General features: G+C 69.0%; 15 protein-coding genes and 1 pseudogene. 4 read left to right on the top strand and 12 right to left on the bottom strand.

Features of this window, described 5'->3' with window-relative positions; all coding sequences use genetic code 11:
* Positions 1-21: 21 nt before the first annotated feature.
* From F3J10_RS19750 to miaB, 5 genes are all read right to left on the bottom strand, one after another.
* Positions 22-909 (bottom strand): transporter associated domain-containing protein, encoded by an 888-nt coding sequence (locus tag F3J10_RS19750; protein WP_166913839.1) that lies wholly within the window; start codon positions 907-909, stop codon positions 22-24.
* A 223-nt stretch (positions 910-1,132) separates the two neighbouring features.
* Positions 1,133-1,765: a gamma-glutamylcyclotransferase gene (locus F3J10_RS19745; RefSeq protein WP_013699327.1), complete on the bottom strand. Its 633-nt coding sequence runs from the start codon at positions 1,763-1,765 to the stop codon at positions 1,133-1,135.
* 69 nt (positions 1,766-1,834) lie between these two features.
* On the bottom strand, positions 1,835-2,644 hold the full coding sequence (gene ybeY, locus F3J10_RS19740; protein WP_025096895.1) for an rRNA maturation RNase YbeY: 810 nt from the start codon (positions 2,642-2,644) through the stop codon (positions 1,835-1,837).
* Between the two features lie 250 nt (positions 2,645-2,894).
* Positions 2,895-3,959: a PhoH family protein gene (locus F3J10_RS19735; protein WP_166913842.1), complete on the bottom strand. Its 1,065-nt coding sequence runs from the start codon at positions 3,957-3,959 to the stop codon at positions 2,895-2,897.
* A 34-nt stretch (positions 3,960-3,993) separates the two neighbouring features.
* Positions 3,994-5,367 (bottom strand): tRNA (N6-isopentenyl adenosine(37)-C2)-methylthiotransferase MiaB, encoded by a 1,374-nt coding sequence (miaB, locus tag F3J10_RS19730; protein WP_166913844.1) that lies wholly within the window; start codon positions 5,365-5,367, stop codon positions 3,994-3,996.
* A 426-nt stretch (positions 5,368-5,793) separates the two neighbouring features.
* On the opposite strand from miaB, the gene F3J10_RS19725 reads away from it, so the two are divergent.
* Positions 5,794-6,474, top strand: a complete 681-nt coding sequence (locus tag F3J10_RS19725; RefSeq protein ID WP_167234266.1) for an XRE family transcriptional regulator — start codon at positions 5,794-5,796, stop codon at positions 6,472-6,474.
* A 152-nt stretch (positions 6,475-6,626) separates the two neighbouring features.
* On the opposite strand, the gene F3J10_RS19720 is transcribed toward F3J10_RS19725, so the two are convergent.
* The 4 genes from F3J10_RS19720 to glpD all read right to left on the bottom strand — a co-directional run bounded on the left by F3J10_RS19720 (position 6,627) and on the right by glpD (position 11,630).
* Entirely contained in the window at positions 6,627-7,313 is a 687-nt protein-coding gene (locus tag F3J10_RS19720) for an HAD family hydrolase (RefSeq protein WP_025096899.1), read from the bottom strand.
* A 263-nt stretch (positions 7,314-7,576) separates the two neighbouring features.
* Entirely contained in the window at positions 7,577-8,293 is a 717-nt protein-coding gene (locus tag F3J10_RS19715) for an MIP/aquaporin family protein (protein ID WP_013699321.1), read from the bottom strand.
* Positions 8,294-8,427: 134 nt separating this feature from the next.
* Entirely contained in the window at positions 8,428-9,930 is a 1,503-nt protein-coding gene (gene glpK / locus F3J10_RS19710) for a glycerol kinase GlpK (protein WP_025096900.1), read from the bottom strand.
* 143 nt (positions 9,931-10,073) lie between these two features.
* Positions 10,074-11,630, bottom strand: coding sequence for a glycerol-3-phosphate dehydrogenase (gene glpD, locus F3J10_RS19705; protein WP_166913846.1), 1,557 nt, complete (start codon positions 11,628-11,630; stop codon positions 10,074-10,076).
* Between the two features lie 149 nt (positions 11,631-11,779).
* Here glpD and F3J10_RS19700 point away from each other — a divergent pair, with 149 nt between their 5' ends.
* Entirely contained in the window at positions 11,780-12,151 is a 372-nt protein-coding gene (locus tag F3J10_RS19700; protein ID WP_013699318.1) for a hypothetical protein, read from the top strand.
* A 184-nt stretch (positions 12,152-12,335) separates the two neighbouring features.
* On the opposite strand, the gene F3J10_RS19695 is transcribed toward F3J10_RS19700, so the two are convergent.
* Both F3J10_RS19695 and F3J10_RS19690 read right to left on the bottom strand, forming a co-directional pair.
* Positions 12,336-12,533 carry a phage tail assembly chaperone gene (locus tag F3J10_RS19695; RefSeq protein ID WP_013699317.1) on the bottom strand — a complete coding sequence of 66 codons (198 nt, stop codon included), beginning with the start codon at positions 12,531-12,533 and terminating at the stop codon, positions 12,336-12,338.
* A 325-nt stretch (positions 12,534-12,858) separates the two neighbouring features.
* On the bottom strand, positions 12,859-13,641 hold the full coding sequence (locus tag F3J10_RS19690; RefSeq protein WP_013699316.1) for a DeoR/GlpR family DNA-binding transcription regulator: 783 nt from the start codon (positions 13,639-13,641) through the stop codon (positions 12,859-12,861).
* A 555-nt stretch (positions 13,642-14,196) separates the two neighbouring features.
* Between F3J10_RS19690 and F3J10_RS19685 the strand changes: the two genes are divergently transcribed.
* Both F3J10_RS19685 and F3J10_RS19680 read left to right on the top strand, forming a co-directional pair.
* Positions 14,197-15,024, top strand: a complete 828-nt coding sequence (locus tag F3J10_RS19685; RefSeq protein WP_025096903.1) for a ferritin-like domain-containing protein — start codon at positions 14,197-14,199, stop codon at positions 15,022-15,024.
* Positions 15,025-15,082: 58 nt separating this feature from the next.
* The gene (locus F3J10_RS19680) at positions 15,083-15,631 is read left to right on the top strand and encodes a hypothetical protein (protein WP_167242817.1); all 549 of its coding nucleotides are present in this window, start codon (positions 15,083-15,085) and stop codon (positions 15,629-15,631) included.
* A gap of 150 nt (positions 15,632-15,781) precedes the next feature.
* Here F3J10_RS19680 and F3J10_RS36000 read toward each other — a convergent pair.
* Positions 15,782-15,985 (bottom strand): annotated as a pseudogene (locus F3J10_RS36000) (RNA helicase); the annotation flags it as partial.

The following is a 15,985-nucleotide window of genomic DNA, read 5'->3' as shown; positions in this document are numbered from 1 at the left end:
GCGTTGAGGGAAGCCTGACGATCAGTCGTCGCCGGCCGATTCGCCGCGGCGGCCGGCGAGCGGGTCGCGGCGCACCAGCAGCACGTGGATCTGACGCGCGTCGCCGCGCTGGATCTCGAAGATCAGCTTGCCCAGCCGCAGCTTCTCGCCGCGATGCGGGACCCGGCCGAAATGGTGGGTGATCAGCCCGCCGATGGTATCGACCTCGTCGTCGGGGAAATCGGTGCCGAACGTCTCGTTGAACTGGGCGATCTCGGTGAGCGCGCGCACGCGGTAGCGGCCGTCCGGCGCCGAGATGATATTGCCGGCTTCCTCGTCGAAGTCGTATTCGTCCTCGATGTCGCCGACGATCTGCTCCAGCACGTCCTCGATGGTGATCAGGCCGGCCACGCCGCCGTATTCGTCCACCACGATCGCGAGGTGGTTGCGGTTCACGCGGAAGTCGTGCAGCAGCACGTTCAGGCGCTTCGACTCCGGGATGAACACGGCCGGGCGCAGCATGCCGCGCACATCGAATTCCTCTTCGGCGTAGAAGCGCAGCAGGTCCTTCGCGAGCAGCACGCCGATCACGTTGTCGCGGTTCTCTTCGTAGACGGGGTAGCGCGAGTGGGCCTTCTCGAGCACGAAGGGGATGAAATCCTCGGGCTTGTCGGCGATGTTGATCGCGTCCATCTGGGCGCGGGGCACCATGATGTCGCGCGCGCAGAGGTCGGAAACCTGGAACACGCCCTCGATCATCGAGAGCGAATCGGCGTCGATCAGGTTGCGCTCGTGCGCGTCTTGCAGGATTTCGAGCAGCTCGCCGCGCGATTCGGGCTCGGGCGAGATGAAGTCGGTCAGGCGTTCGAGCAGCGAGCGCTTTTCGGGAGGTTTGTCGGTGGACTTTCGACTGGGATACGAATCGTTCATGGTGGTGCGCCCGGCAGGTGCGTGGGCGCGTTGTCACGGAGTTGGGAAGGATACACCAAGGGCGTGGCGCTGCCGTGTCGGCCGGATGGCGGACGCGGCGGCCGGCCCGGCGGCGCTGGGCCCATCCTAACCCGGAATCGGCGCGGGCCCAAGGCGGGCCAAAAATCGCGCTTCGCGGGCGCCGCGAACGAAATGAACGGCGCGGCGGCGCGGCCGGTCGGGTTCAGGCGCAGCGCGCCAGCAGCGCTTCCAGCGCGCGATCGGGGATCCCGCTCTCGCGCAGCGCGGCGACGGTGCGCGTCACGTAGTCGAGGGTGGTGCCGTAGCGGCCCTCGGCGGAGCCGAACACGGCGCGGAACACCTCGTCGGACAGCTTGCCGGTATAGGTGGGCGCCTCGCGGCGCATCACGAAGGCCAGCGCCCGCACGCGCTGGCCGGTGCTCAGCGTGCAGGGCAGCCAGGCGGGCCGGTACGAGCCCATCGGCATCTCGCGCTTCCAGAGCGTTTCGAGATGCGGCATCGCGCTGGAGCCGGCGATCCGGAACGCCACGCCGCTGCAGGAGCCGCCGCGATCGAGCGCCAGCACCAGGCCCGGCCGTTCCGGCGTGCCGCGGTTCACGCGCGACCACAGGTAGAGCCCGCGATGGTAGCCGTGCACGCGGCCATGCACCTTCTCGACGGTCGGCAGCCCCGGGTTCCAGATCAGCGAGCCATAACCGAACAGCCAGAGATCGGCGCGGCGATCCCAGTCGGCGAGGCTCGCGTCCAGCGAACTGGCGAGTTCGTCCTCGCTGAGCAGCCGGCCGCTGCCGATCGGGGGCGGGTAGGCGTTGGAGGCGGGAATCGGGGTGCTCACGGAATCCTGGCGGCCGCAGGCGGCTCGGGTTGATCGGGGAAGGAACGGATGACGCGACGGACCCGGGCCTTACAGATAGGGGTTCGGGAAACCGAGCTTGGCGAGGATGTCGATCTCGAGCGCTTCCATCTCGGCGGCGTCTTCCTCGCCGCGCTCGTGATCATACCCCTGCGCGTGCAGCGCGCCGTGCACCAGCAGGTGCGCGTAGTGGGCCACCAGCGGCTTGTCCTGCTCGCCGGCCTCCTTCTCGACCACCGGGCAGCACAGCACGAGATCGCCGATGGTGGTGCCGTCGGGCGCCTGGTCGTAGGCGAAGGTCAGCACGTTGGTGGGGTAGTCCTTCTTGCGATAGCCGCCGTTCAGCTCGCGGCCTTCCTTCTCGCCGACGAAGCGCACCGTCAGTTGCGCATCGGAGAACAGCGCGGTGGACAGCCATTCGGCGATCAGCTTGGGCTTGGGCAGCTTCTTGCGCTGCGAGGCGGCGATCTCGTCGCCGTATTGCACCACCAGCTCGAGCTCGGGCTCGCCGGCGGGCTCGGTGTCGGAGCCGGCGGCAGGCTCGGCGGCCAGCGCGGTGCCGACCTCGGGCGAGGGCTCGGCGCCGACCGACAGCGTCAGGCTGTCGTAGTGCTCCGGGCGCAGGGTCAGGGTGACGCGCTGGCCGGCATCGGCATGCTGCGCGACGATCGCGATCGAGGCTTCGCCCGAGGCGCCCGACAGGTCGAACATCAGCGCGCGGCCATCGGGAAAATCGATGCGCAGGCCTTGCGTCTCGACCGACTTGACCTTGCCGCGGGCGTCGAACAGCGATACGCGCGGCGCGCTCGGGGCGGCGGCCTGGTCAGGCTTGCGGGACTTGTGGGAGCGGGAGGATTTCATGTTGGCGGCGTGGAACGGAATCGCCTGAGCATACACCAAACGGCCAGCCGTTTCGTTCGCCGGAAACGCCTTGCGCGGCGACTGGCGCGGCCCTCGCGCGCCGCCTCGGCGGCCCGGCCCGGCGGGCCTCGGCGCCGATCGGACGGGGCTCGCCGAGGGGCGTCGGCGCGACGAAATGCGACGGCCTGCCGCGCGGCAGGCCGTCTCCAGATGCGGGCCCGGCGCGGCCTTGTCCGGCCGCGCCGCTCGCTCAGTCGTCCTTGTGCTGGGCGTGGAAGTCGTCGTAGGCCTCGACGATCCGCGCGACCAGCGGATGCCGCACCACGTCGGCGCTGGTGAAGCGCGTGAGCGCGATGCCGCGCACCTGGCCGAGCACCTGCTGTGCCTCGATCAGCCCGCTCTTGTGGCCGCGCGGCAGGTCGACCTGGGTGGTGTCGCCGGTGACCACGGCCTTCGAGCCGAAGCCGATCCGGGTCAGGAACATCTTCATCTGCTCGGGCGTGGTGTTCTGCGCCTCGTCGAGGATGATGAAGGCGTGGTTCAGGGTGCGGCCGCGCATGTAGGCGAGCGGCGCGATCTCGATCATCTGGCGCTCGAACATCTTGGCGGTCTTGTCGAAGCCGAGCAGGTCGTAGAGCGCGTCGTAGAGCGGGCGCAGGTAGGGGTCCACCTTCTGCGACAGGTCGCCCGGCAGGAAGCCGAGCCGCTCGCCGGCTTCCACGGCCGGGCGCGTCAGCACGATGCGCTTGACCTGGTCGCGCTCCAGCGCGTCCACCGCGCAGGCCACCGCCAGGTAGGTCTTGCCGGTGCCGGCCGGCCCGATGCCGAAGGTCACGTCGTGCGAGAGGATCTGCTTGAGGTACTCGCGCTGCGCCGGGGTGCGCCCGCGCAGGTCCGAGCGGCGCGTGTAGAGCTTGGGCGCCGGCTCCTCGTCGAGTGCCGCGCCGGCCTCGCCCTCGGCCGCGCCGGGCTGGTCGAAGGGATGGTCGGGGTCGCCGCGAAAGCGCACGTCGAGCGTCGGCTCGGCCGATGCGCCCCGCGCGCCGTTGCCGAGCTGGCGCGTCTCGACCAGGGCGAGCTGGATGTCGTCGAGCGAGAGCGGATCGCGCGCGCGGTTGTAGAAGTTCTCCAGCGCGGCCAGCGCGAGCTTGGCGCCGCGGCCGCGGATCGCGATCCGGTGGCCGCGGCGCTGCAGCGTCACGTCGAGCGCCTGCTCGATCTGCCGCAGGTTCTCGTCCAGCGGTCCGCAGAGGTTGGCGAGGCGCGCGTTGTCGTCGCGCGGCGCGGTGAATTCCAGGGCTTGGGTGGCTTTCAAGGTGGCGTGGGCTTCCTGCGCTGGGCGCTCGGTGTCAGTGGGTGGCGGTGCTGGCGTCGTCGTGCGCGAGCACCAGCTCGCCGCGCAGCGAATGCGGGTAGGCATGGTTGATCCGCACGTCGATCATCTGGCCGATCAGGCGCGCATGCGAGGCGAGCGGCGCGGGGAAGTTGACCACGCGGTTGTTCTCGGTGCGTCCCGCCAGCTCGTTCGGATCCTTGCGCGACGGGCCTTCCACCAGGATCCGCTCGATCCGGCCGACCATCGATGCGCTGATGCGCGCGACGTTCTCCTCGATGGTGGCCTGCAGATGTTGCAGGCGTTTGAGCTTGACCTCGCGCGGCGTGTCGTCGTGCAGGTTGGCCGCCGGCGTGCCGGGGCGCGGGCTGTAGATGAACGAGAAGCTGGTGTCGTAGCTCATCTCGTGCACCAGTTGCATGGTCTTGTCGAAATCGGCCTCGGTCTCGCCGGGGAAGCCGATGATGATGTCGGTCGACAGCGACAGATCGGGACGGATCGCGCGCAGCTTGCGGATCAGCGACTTGTACTCGAGCACCGTGTAGCCGCGCTTCATGGCCATCAGGATGCGGTCCGAGCCGTGCTGGACCGGCAGGTGCAGGTGGTTCACCAGCTTGGGCACGCGCGCGTAGACGTCGAGCAGGCGCTGGGTGAATTCCTTCGGATGCGAGGTGGTGTAGCGGATCCGCTCGATGCCGGGCAGCTCGGCCACGTATTCGATCAGGGTGGCGAAATCGGCGATTTCCTCCGAGCCCTGGGTCAGCGCGCCGCGATAGGCGTTGACGTTCTGGCCCAGCAGGGTCACCTCGCGCACGCCCTGGTCGGCGAGGCCCGCGATCTCGGTGAGCACGTCGTCGAGCGGGCGCGAGACCTCGTCGCCGCGCGTGTAGGGCACCACGCAGTAGCTGCAGTACTTGCTGCAGCCTTCCATGATCGACACGAAGGCGCTCGGGCCCTCGACGCGCGCCGGCGGCAGGTGGTCGAACTTCTCGATCTCGGGGAAGCTGATGTCGACCTGCGAGCGGCCGCTGGCGCGGCGCGCGTCGATCATCTGCGGCAGGCGGTGCAGCGTCTGCGGGCCGAACACCACGTCCACGTAGGGCGCCCGCGCGACGATCGCCGCGCCTTCCTGGCTCGCCACGCAACCGCCCACGCCGACGATCAGGTTCGGATTCGCTTCCTTCAGTTCGCGTACCCGGCCGAGATCGGAGAACACCTTCTCCTGCGCCTTCTCGCGCACCGAGCAGGTATTGAACAGGATCACGTCCGCGTCCTCGGGCCGGTCCGTCTTCACGAGGCCTTCGGAGGCATTGAGCACGTCCACCATCTTGTCCGAGTCGTACTCGTTCATCTGGCAGCCGAAGGTCTTGATGTAGATTTTTTTCGTCATCTGGGTTCGCCGTTCGCAGTGGTTGACCTGGGGGCGTCATTGCGGGTGAATCGGGACGGTCGGCCCGGGGCGCGTCGCGCCTTGCGTCGCCGGCGCCTGGCCGGCATGCGGCAGCGGGGCGGGATGGGGACCGTCGGGGAAAGCTTTCCATTATAGCTTTGCGAATTCCGGATCGCCGCCGGCGGCGAGCCGGCTGGCGCCCGCCGGTTGCGCCGTCGCGACATGGGAACTCCACGGGAAATCATCGGATTCGACCCTTTGACGGCGCGGCGGTTCGCGGCGCGGCGCTGCCATGAAGATCGCTGAAGATTCCTCTGCGATGCTGATAACAGTGTGAAGATAACTTCGTTTGCCGCCCCGGACCCCGATGCTAGTCTTGCCTGCAATCGAGTTCGCTGCGCGCATCCGGCGCGCTGGAGGCTACCCATGCACACATCCCTCGCGCTGGTGCGCGACCGCGAAGCCGCGGATTCCGCCGCCGCCGCCGTCGCGGCACTAGCCGCGGCGCCGCACGAATCCTTCGACGCGCTGGAGCGTCTGGTCGGCGTCAACCTGGCCCGGCTGCGCGCCGAGCGGCAGCTCTCGCTGGACGCGCTGGCGCGCCTGTCCGGCGTATCGCGCGCGATGCTCGCGCAGATCGAATCGGCGCGCAGCGTGCCGTCGATCAAGGTGCTCTGCAAGGTCGCGGCGGCGCTGAAGGTCTCGGTGGCCGCCTTCCTGCGGCGCCACGCGGTGCTCGGCTTCGAGCACCTGCCGGCCGAGCGCGCGGTGCGCGTGGTGGCCTCCAACGGCCGCTTCTCGTCGCGCGCGCTGTATCCGGAAGGCGAGCCCGCCACGGCCGAATTCCACGAGTTGCGCATCGCGCCGCTGCATACCGAAACCGGCGTGCGCCGCGCGCCGGGCACCACCATCAACCTGGTGGTCAGCGAGGGCACGCTCGAGCTGTCGGTGCACGACCGCCGCCAGTTGCTGGCGACCGGCGACGCGATCGTGTTCGATGCCGACCAGCCCTACACGCTGCGCAATCCCGGCGATTCGGAAGCGCGCGCGTTCCGCGTGACCGTCAACGCCGAGGTGCCGCCGCGCTGGGATCTGCCGACGCAGTGAGCGGCTTCGGCCGCCGAGCGCGACGAGCGGTTGCACGCGCAACCATCGGCGCTCGCCGGCTCCCTGGGCCTGCCAACGAAAACGGCGCGATGCGACAGGTGATGCCTGTCGTATCGCGCCGCTTTGCATTCCGGCCGATCAAGGTATCGCGCCTAGGACTGCACGTCGCCGAATTCGCCGCGCATGCCGGCCGCGACCAGCGCCGGCAGCTCCCGCATCGAGCGCAGGATGCGCGTGACGCCCATCTTGCGCAGCACGCCTTCGTAACCGTCGGGGATGTGGCTCGCGCCGACGAAGGCGATCGTCTTCATGCCGGCCGCGCGCGCGGCGGTCAGCCCCGAGACGCTGTCCTCCACCACCAGGCAGCGCGAGGGCTCGACGCCGAGCGCGCGCGCCGCGTGCAGGTAGACATCGGGATAGGGCTTGGGCCGCGCGACCTGCTCGGCGCAATACACGCGCTCGCCGAACACTTCGCTCAGCGCGGCGCGCTTGAGCGAATTGCGCACGCGTTCGCCGCGCGCGTTCGAGACCACCGCCGCCGGCAGCGGCACCTGCAGCAGCGCCTCGCGCACGCCGGTGATCGGCGCGAGCGCGCGCGCCAGCTCGGCCTCGACGGCGTGATCGACGGTGGCGACGAAATTCTCGGGCAGGGTGATGCCGTGCCGGGCCTCGAGCGAGGCGAGGAACAGGGAGGTGCGCTGGCCGAAGGCGGCCGCCGCGTCGGCGGCGAAGTCGATCGACGGGAACGCGGCGCCGAGCACCTGCAGCAGCACGCGGTCGGCAATCACTTCGCTGTCGACGAGCACGCCGTCGCAGTCGCAGATCAGGTGGTCGAGCATGGAAATCGGCACGAAGCCTACGCTAGGGTGACGACTCGCCATCATACGTGCTTTCGAATCGCCGGCAGGACGTCAGGCGCGATTCATCACGCCGTCGACTTTTTGTTATGCGATTGTTGCGCCGGACGAGTCAGCGGCTCGCATCGCGAGGCGTGGAAGCCGGCTCGCGATCGATGCGCGAACGGGCGGGATGCAGGCGCCTGCACGATCCGCCCGAGGCGATGACGCAGCGCGCGAGCCGCGCGCTGCGTCATGCCCCGGCCTCAATGCGCCTGGTGCAGGAACAGGTACAGCCAGGCCGCCGCGGCGCCCCCCGCCAGCGGCCCCAGCACGGGGATCCAGGCATAGCGCCAGTCGCTGTCGCGCTTGCCCGGGATCGGCAGCAGCGCGTGCATGATGCGCGGCGACAGATCGCGCGCCGGGCTCATCGCGTAACCGGTCGGCCCGCCCAGCGAGATGCCGATGCCGAGCACCAGCAGCCCCACCGGCAGCGCGTCGAGCGCGCCGAGCCCGACCTGCGGCGCGGCCAGGTAGAGCACGCCGAGGATCAGCACGAAGGTGCAGATCGCCTCGGTCAGCACGTTGTGCGTGACGCTGCGGATCGCGGGCGCGGTGCAGAACACGGCGAGCTTGAGATCGGGGTCGACTTCCTTGGCGAAATGCTGTCGATAGGCGAGCCAGACCAGCAGCGCGCCGGCCATGCCGCCCAGCATCTGCGCGGCGATGTAGCCGCCCACCTTGGCCCAGGCGAACTTGCCCGCCAGCGCGAGGCTGATGGTGACGATCGGGTTGAGGTGCGCGCCGCTGAACTTCGCGGTGACGTAGACGGCCACGAACACGGCCATCGCCCAGCCCATCACGATCACGATCAGGTCCGCGCCGCGGCCCTTGGTTTTCGCGAGGAGCACGTTGGCGACCGCGCCGTTGCCGAGCAGCACGAGGATGGCCGTGCCGATGAACTCCGCAATATAAGGTGACATTTTGGGTGTCTCTCTACCAGTGCGGCGGACTCGCGCGATGCACGGTCCGCCTGCTCGTTATGAATAAGGTCTTGTTGTTGCCGGCCGCCGCGCGCGAGGCGGCTGCCTCGTCACGCGGCGCCGCGGCGCGTCGTTTAGCGCGTGTCGTCGGCCCAGGCCTTGGCGGCGCGTACCGCGCGCTGCCAGCCGGCCAGCGCCGTGCTGACCTGCTCGGCCGGCATCGACGGCGAGAAGCGCGTGTCGAGCTGCCATTGGCTGCGCACCTCGTCGAGGTTCTGCCAGTAGCCGATCGCCAGGCCCGCCAGGTAGGCCGCGCCGAGCGCGGTGGTCTCGGTGATCTGCGGACGCACCGCGTCCACGCCGAGCAGGTCCGCCTGGAACTGCATCAGCAGGTTGTTGGCGCTGGCGCCGCCGTCCACCCGCAGCTCGCCGATGCTGATGCCCGAATCGGCTTCCATCGCCGCCAGCACGTCGAGCGACTGGTAGGCGATCGAGTCGAGCGCCGCGCGCGCCAGGTGCGCGTCGCTGGTGCCGCGCGTGACGCCGAACAGCGAGCCGCGCGCGCGCGCGTTCCAGTGCGGCGCGCCCAGGCCGGCGAAGGCCGGCACCAGGTAGACGCCGTCGGTATGCGGCACGCTGGCCGCCAGCTTCTCGATCTCGCTGGCCGACTTGATGATGCCCAGACCGTCGCGCAGCCATTGCACCACCGCGCCGGCGATGAAGATGCTGCCTTCCAGCGCGTAGTTCACCTGGTCGCCGACCTGCCAGGCGATGGTGGTCACCAGGTTGTTCTTCGACTCGATCGGCTTGTCGCCGGTGTTCATCATCAGGAAGCAGCCGGTGCCGTAGGTGTTCTTCACCATCCCCGAGCTGGTGCACATCTGGCCGAACAGGGCCGCCTGCTGGTCGCCCGCGATGCCGGCCAGCGGCAGCTTGGAGGCGAACACGGTGGTCTTGGTGTGGCCGTAGATCTCGGAGGAGGCGCGCACCTCGGGCAGCATGCTGCGCGGGATGTCGAGCGCGGCCAGCAGCTCGTCGTCCCACTGGCGCGTGTGGATGTTGAACAGCATGGTGCGCGAGGCGTTGGTCACGTCGGTGACGTGCAGCTCGTGCTTGGTGAAGTTCCAGACCAGCCAGCTGTCGACCGTGCCGAACGCGAGCCGGCCCTGGCGCGCCTTCTCGCGCGCGCCCTCGACGTTGTCGAGGATCCAGCGGATCTTGGTACCGGAGAAGTAGGAGTCGATCGGCAGGCCGGTCTTGGCGCGCACCATCGCTTCCAGGCCGTCGGCCTTGAGCGAGTCGCAGAAGTCGGCGGTGCGGCGGTCCTGCCACACGATCGCGTTGTAGATCGGCTGGCCGGTCTCGCGATCCCAGACGATGGTGGTCTCGCGCTGGTTGGTGATGCCGATCGCGGCGATCGCGGTGCCGTTCAGGCCCACGCGCGTGACCGCCTCGGCGGCGACGCCGGCCTGGGTCGACCAGATTTCCTGGGGATCGTGCTCCACCCAGCCCGGGCGAGGATAGATCTGCTCGAACTCCTTCTGGGCGATCGATACGATGTTGCCCTGGCGATCGAACAGCATCGCGCGCGAGCTCGTCGTGCCCTGGTCGAGTGCGAGGATGTATTGATCCTGCATCTGTCTCATCTCCATTCGGTACGTAATTGTGATTCGCGCGGCCTTCGCGGCGGCGCGTGCTGCTCTCGATCCCGCGCGGCTTGCGGCCTGCCGCGCGTTTCTACCTTCGGTGCAACGTCTTCGTCTGGTTACCGTTCGGGCCGTCAGTGCGCGACGCGTCGCGCGGCGGGCTCGGCCGCCGGGGCTGCCTCGCCGCCTTGCGCGAACCAGGCGTCGATCGCGGCGGTGACTGTCTCCAGCGTGCCCGGCGCGACATGCAGGCCCAGCTTCGAGCGGCGCCACAGCACGTCGTCGGCGCGGGTCGCCCACTCGCTGTCGCGCAGGTGGCGCAGTTCGGCTTCGTGAATGCCCGGTGCGATTTCCGCGCCCAGCCCGGCCAGCGAGCTGGCGCCGGCCACGATGCGTTCGGCGCGGGTGCCGTAGGCGCGCGCGTAGCGGCGCGCCAGCGCGGCCGGCAGCCAGGCATGGCGTTTCGCGAAGGCTTCGGCGAAGGGCGCGAAGCGCGCGTTGGCGATATCGCCGCCCGGCAGCGGCTGGCCGGCGGTCCAGGCCGCGCGGCCCGAGCCGAGCGCCTCGACCAGCATGCCGGCCGCGTCCTCGGCCAGCTTGCGGAAGGTGGTGATCTTGCCGCCGAACACCGACAGCAGCGGCGCGCCCTGGCCGTCGTCCATCTCGAGCTTGTAGTCGCGCGTGACGGCCGAGGGGTTGTCGGCGTTCTCGTCCTCGAGCAGCGGGCGCACGCCCGAATAGGTCCAGCGCACGTCGGCCGGCGAGATCTTCTGCTTGAAGTAGCGGTTGATCGAGTCGCAGAGATACTGCGTCTCGTCGCGGTCGATCGCCACCTTCGAGGGATCGTCGTGATACTCGACGTCGGTGGTGCCGATCAGCGTGAAATCCTGCTCGTAGGGGATCGCGAAGATGATCCGCTTGTCGGGATTCTGGAAGATGTAGGCGTGGTCGTGATCGAACAGGCGGCGCGTGACGATATGGCTGCCCTTCACCAGCCGCACGCTGTGGCGCGCGTCGCGGCCCAGCGCGCCGTGCAGCACCGAGCCGACCCAGGGGCCGGCCGCGTTGGCGATCGCGCGGGCGCGCACCTCGCGGCTCGAGCCGTCGGCGCGCTGCAGGGTGGCGATCCATTCGCCGTTCTCGCGGCGCGCGGCGACCAGGCGCGTGCGTGTCAGGATCTCGGCGCCGCGTTCGCGCGCGTCCAGCGCGTTGAGCACCACCAGGCGCGCGTCGTCCACCCAGCCGTCCGAGTAGACGAAGCCGCGCCGGATCGAATCGACCAGCGGCGCGCCGGCCGCGTGGCGGGCCATGGTGATGCCGCGCGAGCCCGGCAGCAGTTCGCGCCTGGCGAGGTGGTCGTAGAGGAACAGGCCGATGCGGATCAGCCAGGCCGGGCGCAGGTTCGGCATGTGGGGCATGACGAAGCGCAGCGGCCAGATGATGTGGGGCGCGGCGCGCAGCAGCGTTTCGCGCTCCTGCAGGGCCTTGCGGACCAGCCCGAATTCCTTGTACTCGAGATAGCGCAGCCCGCCGTGGATCAGCTTGGTGCTGGACGAGGAGGTGTGCGAGGCCAGGTCGTCCTGCTCGCAAAGGAGCACGGACAGGCCGCGTCCGGCCGCGTCGCGCGCGATGCCCGCGCCGTTGATGCCGCCGCCGATCACGAGCACGTCGTACCGAGTCTGTTCGCTCACTGCTGCCCTCTGTCTCTAGTCGAACTCAAATTTTTCGAATTCGAAATTTAATGAACAAAACCGAAAAAGTAAAGTTCGTTTAAGAGGGTCGGTAGCGCGCGTCGCCGAGCCGGACGATACTGGCGCATTGTCTTCAACGAGGAGGAAACATGCGTCAGGTCATGGTGGCGGGCGCGCTGGCGCTGCTGGCGGGCTGTTCGACCGTGCCGCTGCCCGGCGGCTGGAGCGGCGAGCCGACGTTCGACACGCTGCAGCGCGCCTGCGGCGAGGTGCAGGATTACGGTGCCGACGGCGCCTCGGTCTATGCCGCGCTCTACGACGCCTGGGTCGCGAAGCGGCACGGCAAGCTCGACGATGCGCAGTTCTGCGCGTTTTCGAAACAGATCGCCGCGCGCCATGCCGGGCTCGGCGCGCAGCCCGACGCGGCGGCGCGGGCCGGCTGGATCGATTACCTGAACACGGCGCGCGCGCAGGCGATCAGCTGGCGCTCGAAGGTCGATCCGACCTTGCGAGGCGGTTGAGGCGGGGTGGGGGCGAGCGAGGGATTCAGGGGCGGGCTCAGGGACGGGCGTCAGTCAGGCCGGGAGCCGCGCCGCCGGACCGCCGTATCCTGCCCATTGCCCGTGTCCCTCGATTCGTGCCCGTAAACGAAAACGACCGCCGTCGGGGACGGCGGTCGCGAGCCGGCGGGGCTCGTCGTTCGCTTCAGGAATAACGTACCTTGATCGATCGGAGCGCCGCGTCGCCGCTTTCGGTGACGCAGTAGCGACGGCCCGAACCGAGGGCTTCCAGGCGTACCAGTTGCTGCTCGAGCAGCGCATCCAGTTCGTCGCGTTCCATCTCGGCCTGATCCGGCGCGTCCTTGACGAGCAGCAGGGTGGCGAATTCATGCGGACTCAGCATCGTTCTCTCCAGACAAACCAGACGCCTCACGGCCGGACGACGTCCGGGACGCGTTACCCAGCAAGGGAGGCGTGGGGGGACATGCTTACCATGGCGCACGCGGCACACGGGCGCCGGGGATTCGGAGTGTAGTCAACGGGGCAAGGAACGCCAAATACGACCCCGAAAATTTTCCCATTGACAATTCGTCACAATTCAAGCGGCCGAGGCGACGCGGCAACTTCTTGATTTCACTTGAAGTTCGCGCTGCGACGCAGCAAGGGGCGGGGCTGCGAGGCAGTCGCGGGCGGTCGGATCGGCCGACCGGCCGGTCGCGCAATGTCGCTCAGTCGGCCAGGTAGACCTGGGTGCCGGCGGCGGCGATGGTCTCGCCCATTTCCTCGGGCGGCGCCTTGTCGGTGAACAGCGCGTGGACCTGCGACAGGTGCCCCTGCCGCACCAGGGCCGGGCGGCCGAACTTGGAATGGTCGGTGACCAGGTAGACGGTGCGCGCGTGCTGGATGATCGCCTCGGCCACGCGCACCTCGCGCGTGTCGAAGTCGCGCAGGGTGCCGTCGGTCTCGATCGCCGAGGTGCCGATGATCGCGTAGTCGACCTTGAACTGGCGGATGAAGTCGATCGCCAGCTCGCCGACGATGCCCTTGTCCCAGGGCCGCACGATGCCGCCCGTGATCAGCACCTCGCACTCGGGGTAGCCGCTCATCATGCTGGCCACGTTGAGGTTGTTGGTGATCACGCGCAGGCCGCGATGGCGATTCAGGGCCCGCGCGACTTCCTCGGTGGTGGTGCCGAGGTTGATGAACAGCGAGGCCTGGTCGGGGATGTGCGTGGCGGCGAGCGCCGCGATGCGCCGTTTCTCGTCGTGGAACATGCGCTGGCGGGCGCTGTAGGACACGTTCTCCGAGCTGGTCGGCAGGCTCGCGCCGCCGTGGTATCGGCGCAGCAGGTTCAGGTCGGCCAGCCAGTTGACGTCGCGGCGGATCGTCTGCGGCGTCACGTCGAAGTGGGCGGCCAGGTCCTCCACCGTCACGAAGCCGTCCCGTTGCACCCAGTCGAGCAGCTCCTGCTGGCGCGCGTTGAGCGAGAGGCGGGGGTCTCGTGTCGTCATGGTTCGTTCGAAAGCGGGGGAAACGGGCTCCCATTGTAAGCAATGTGCGCGAACGAACATTTCGTTTTCGCGACATCGATCGGTGCGCCGGCTCCGCGCGGGACCTCCCGTCCACCCCGGGCGAGGGTGCCGTCGCGCGAGGACGCAGCCCCTGGCGGCGGGCTTCCCGGGCTCTGCGCACGGCGCCGGCGCGGGTATCGATGATGCGCGCATCATGGTGCCAGGCGGGCGGCGTGGGCGCATCTTCGCGCGGCCGCCGGATCATCGAGCCGCGCGAAGCCATGCCGATGTCTTGCGCCTTCGCAGATTCGAATTGAATTGCAGCCGACTTTCGAATTACCTGTCTAACATTGCGCAATAGACTTCGAGGAACTGCGCGTGTGCGGGGCGGTCAGTGACTGAAGCACGCTCGGGAACTTCCGGCTAACATAAGCGGATCCAGATCGAATTTCATTCATATCCGCTTCGTCCGAGCGGGCCGCGAGGCCGCCAGGCATCCGCCGCTGAGCCTGGGGCAAGCCGCGCCGCCGGAACGAAGCGCTTGGGAGCACGACGATGCTGGCTGAAACCAAGCATGTGATGCCCTGGCGCATCGAAGACATCGACCTCTCGCGGATCGACCGCGCGAAGGCCGCCGCCAACGAAGACCTGCTGCTGCTGCTGTGCGCGGCCTCGTTCATTGAGAGCGGCTCCGATCTCTACACCAGCAACCTGAGCCAGTTCTTCGGCGACGATCCCGAGGTGGCGGCCTGGCTCAACGAGCAGTGGGAACACGAGGAACTGCAGCACGGCCGCGCGCTGAAGGCCTATATCGGCCACGTGTGGCCCGAGTTCGACTGGGATCTCGCCTTCCACAACTTCTTCGACGAATACTCGAAGACCTGCTCGCTGGAAGCCTTCGAGAAGACGCGCGCGCTCGAGATGGTGGCGCGCTGCGTGGTCGAGACCGGCACGGCCACGCTCTATCGCGCGATCAACGAGTGCTCGGACGAGCCGGTGCTCAAGGAAATCACCAACAACATCCGCACCGACGAAGTGCGCCACTACAAGCACTTCTTCAAGTATTTCAAGAAGTACAACGAGGTCGAGGGCAATGGCCGCTGGGCCGTGCTCGGCGCGCTGATGCGCCGCGTGCTCGAGATCCGCAACGAGGATTCGGAGATCGCGCTGCGCCACGTGTTCGCGATCCGCTATCCCGACAAGGTGCGCGACTCGGCCTACAACCGCGAGCGCGCGGCCCGCGTCAACGCGCTGGTGCGCCGCAACCTGTCGGCCGACATGTGCATCAAGATGCTGCTCAAGCCGCTCGACCTGCCTTCGCGGATCCAGCCCGGCGTGCAGTATCCGCTGACCAAGCTGACCCAGCACGTGTTCTTCCGTTGATCCGCCTGTCCGGCGCGCGCGTCCTGCGCGCGCCTTTTCCATTCCCGGGGAGTCCATGATGACCGCGACCGATCGCGCCGCGCTCGAGCGCTGGAATTTCGATAGCTGGTCGCCGGCCTGCCGCGCGTTGTTCGACGGCGAGGCGCTCGGCGACAAGCTGCGCTTCACGGCCTCGCTGATCGTGGTCGATCGCGAGGCGGAGCCCGTCGACGCGCGTACCACCCTGCTCAGCGTCGGCGAGCTGTACGCGCCCGATGGCGAGATGCTGTTCCTCGCGTTGTGGCCGCGTTCGCGCGGCGCGCAGTTGCTGGCCAGGGAGCGCGCCGCGGTGCTGAGCTTCGTGGCCGACGGCGCCTTCCACCAAGCGCGGCTGCGTGTCGAGCCGGCCGGCGTGACGGGCGATCGCCCGGCCGACGACGGCACCGCGGCGGCCGGGCTGGCCTGCTTCCGCGCGCGCCTGGCCGGCGGCGACGCGCAGCGCGTCGGTTATGCGCGGCTCACCTCGGGCATCGAGTTCGAGCTGGACGACCAGCGCGAGGCCGTGCTCGCGCGCTGGACGCGCCAGATCGAGCAGATCCGCCTGATCGCGGCCGCCTTGTCGGGCTGAACTGATTGGGGAGCGTGGGCTGAGACGCACCGCGCGAACGCGCGATGGCGGGTGAGGGCGCGGCGACGCGCGCCGCCGCGCCGGTGAAGCGAATCCGGTCGAGAACGGGCGGTCCCTGCATGACGCATGCGGGGACCGCCCGTTTTTCGTTCAGTGGCCGCGCTGGCCGCTGCGCGAGGAGCGGTTGCGGTTCGCGTGCCCCGCATTGGCATTGCCGCCGCCGTTGCCGCCCTGGCCACCGCCCGGTCGGCCGCCGCCTGCCGGACGCGGCTTGGCCGCGGTCGCAGCGCCGCCGCCACCACCGGCCTTGACCGGCTTCGCGGCAGGCTTGGGCGCCGCTTTCGCCGCCGGCTT

It is taken from the genome of Burkholderia sp. Cy-637 (assembly GCF_011753175.1).
Taxonomy (GTDB): Bacteria; Pseudomonadota; Gammaproteobacteria; order Burkholderiales; family Burkholderiaceae; genus Burkholderia; species Burkholderia gladioli.
The sequence above is the reverse complement of the archived record's forward strand: the minus strand, read 5'-3'. Positions and strand labels throughout refer to the sequence as shown.

Excerpts from the sequence above, each read along its gene's own strand:
- F3J10_RS19750 (WP_166913839.1), bottom strand. The coding sequence starts at position 909 with ATGAACGATTCGTATCCCAGTCGAAAGTCCACCGACAAACCTCCCGAA.
- F3J10_RS19725 (WP_167234266.1), top strand. The coding sequence starts at position 5,794 with ATGCACACATCCCTCGCGCTGGTGCGCGACCGCGAAGCCGCGGATTCC.
- F3J10_RS19680 (WP_167242817.1), top strand. The coding sequence starts at position 15,083 with ATGACCGCGACCGATCGCGCCGCGCTCGAGCGCTGGAATTTCGATAGC.
- ybeY (WP_025096895.1), bottom strand. The coding sequence starts at position 2,644 with ATGAAATCCTCCCGCTCCCACAAGTCCCGCAAGCCTGACCAGGCCGCC.
- F3J10_RS19685 (WP_025096903.1), top strand. The coding sequence starts at position 14,197 with ATGCTGGCTGAAACCAAGCATGTGATGCCCTGGCGCATCGAAGACATC.
- miaB (WP_166913844.1), bottom strand. The coding sequence starts at position 5,367 with ATGACGAAAAAAATCTACATCAAGACCTTCGGCTGCCAGATGAACGAG.
- F3J10_RS19700 (WP_013699318.1), top strand. The coding sequence starts at position 11,780 with ATGCGTCAGGTCATGGTGGCGGGCGCGCTGGCGCTGCTGGCGGGCTGT.
- F3J10_RS19715 (WP_013699321.1), bottom strand. The coding sequence starts at position 8,293 with ATGTCACCTTATATTGCGGAGTTCATCGGCACGGCCATCCTCGTGCTG.
- glpK (WP_025096900.1), bottom strand. The coding sequence starts at position 9,930 with ATGCAGGATCAATACATCCTCGCACTCGACCAGGGCACGACGAGCTCG.
- F3J10_RS19690 (WP_013699316.1), bottom strand. The coding sequence starts at position 13,641 with ATGACGACACGAGACCCCCGCCTCTCGCTCAACGCGCGCCAGCAGGAG.
- F3J10_RS19720 (WP_025096899.1), bottom strand. The coding sequence starts at position 7,313 with ATGCTCGACCACCTGATCTGCGACTGCGACGGCGTGCTCGTCGACAGC.
- F3J10_RS19695 (WP_013699317.1), bottom strand. The coding sequence starts at position 12,533 with ATGCTGAGTCCGCATGAATTCGCCACCCTGCTGCTCGTCAAGGACGCG.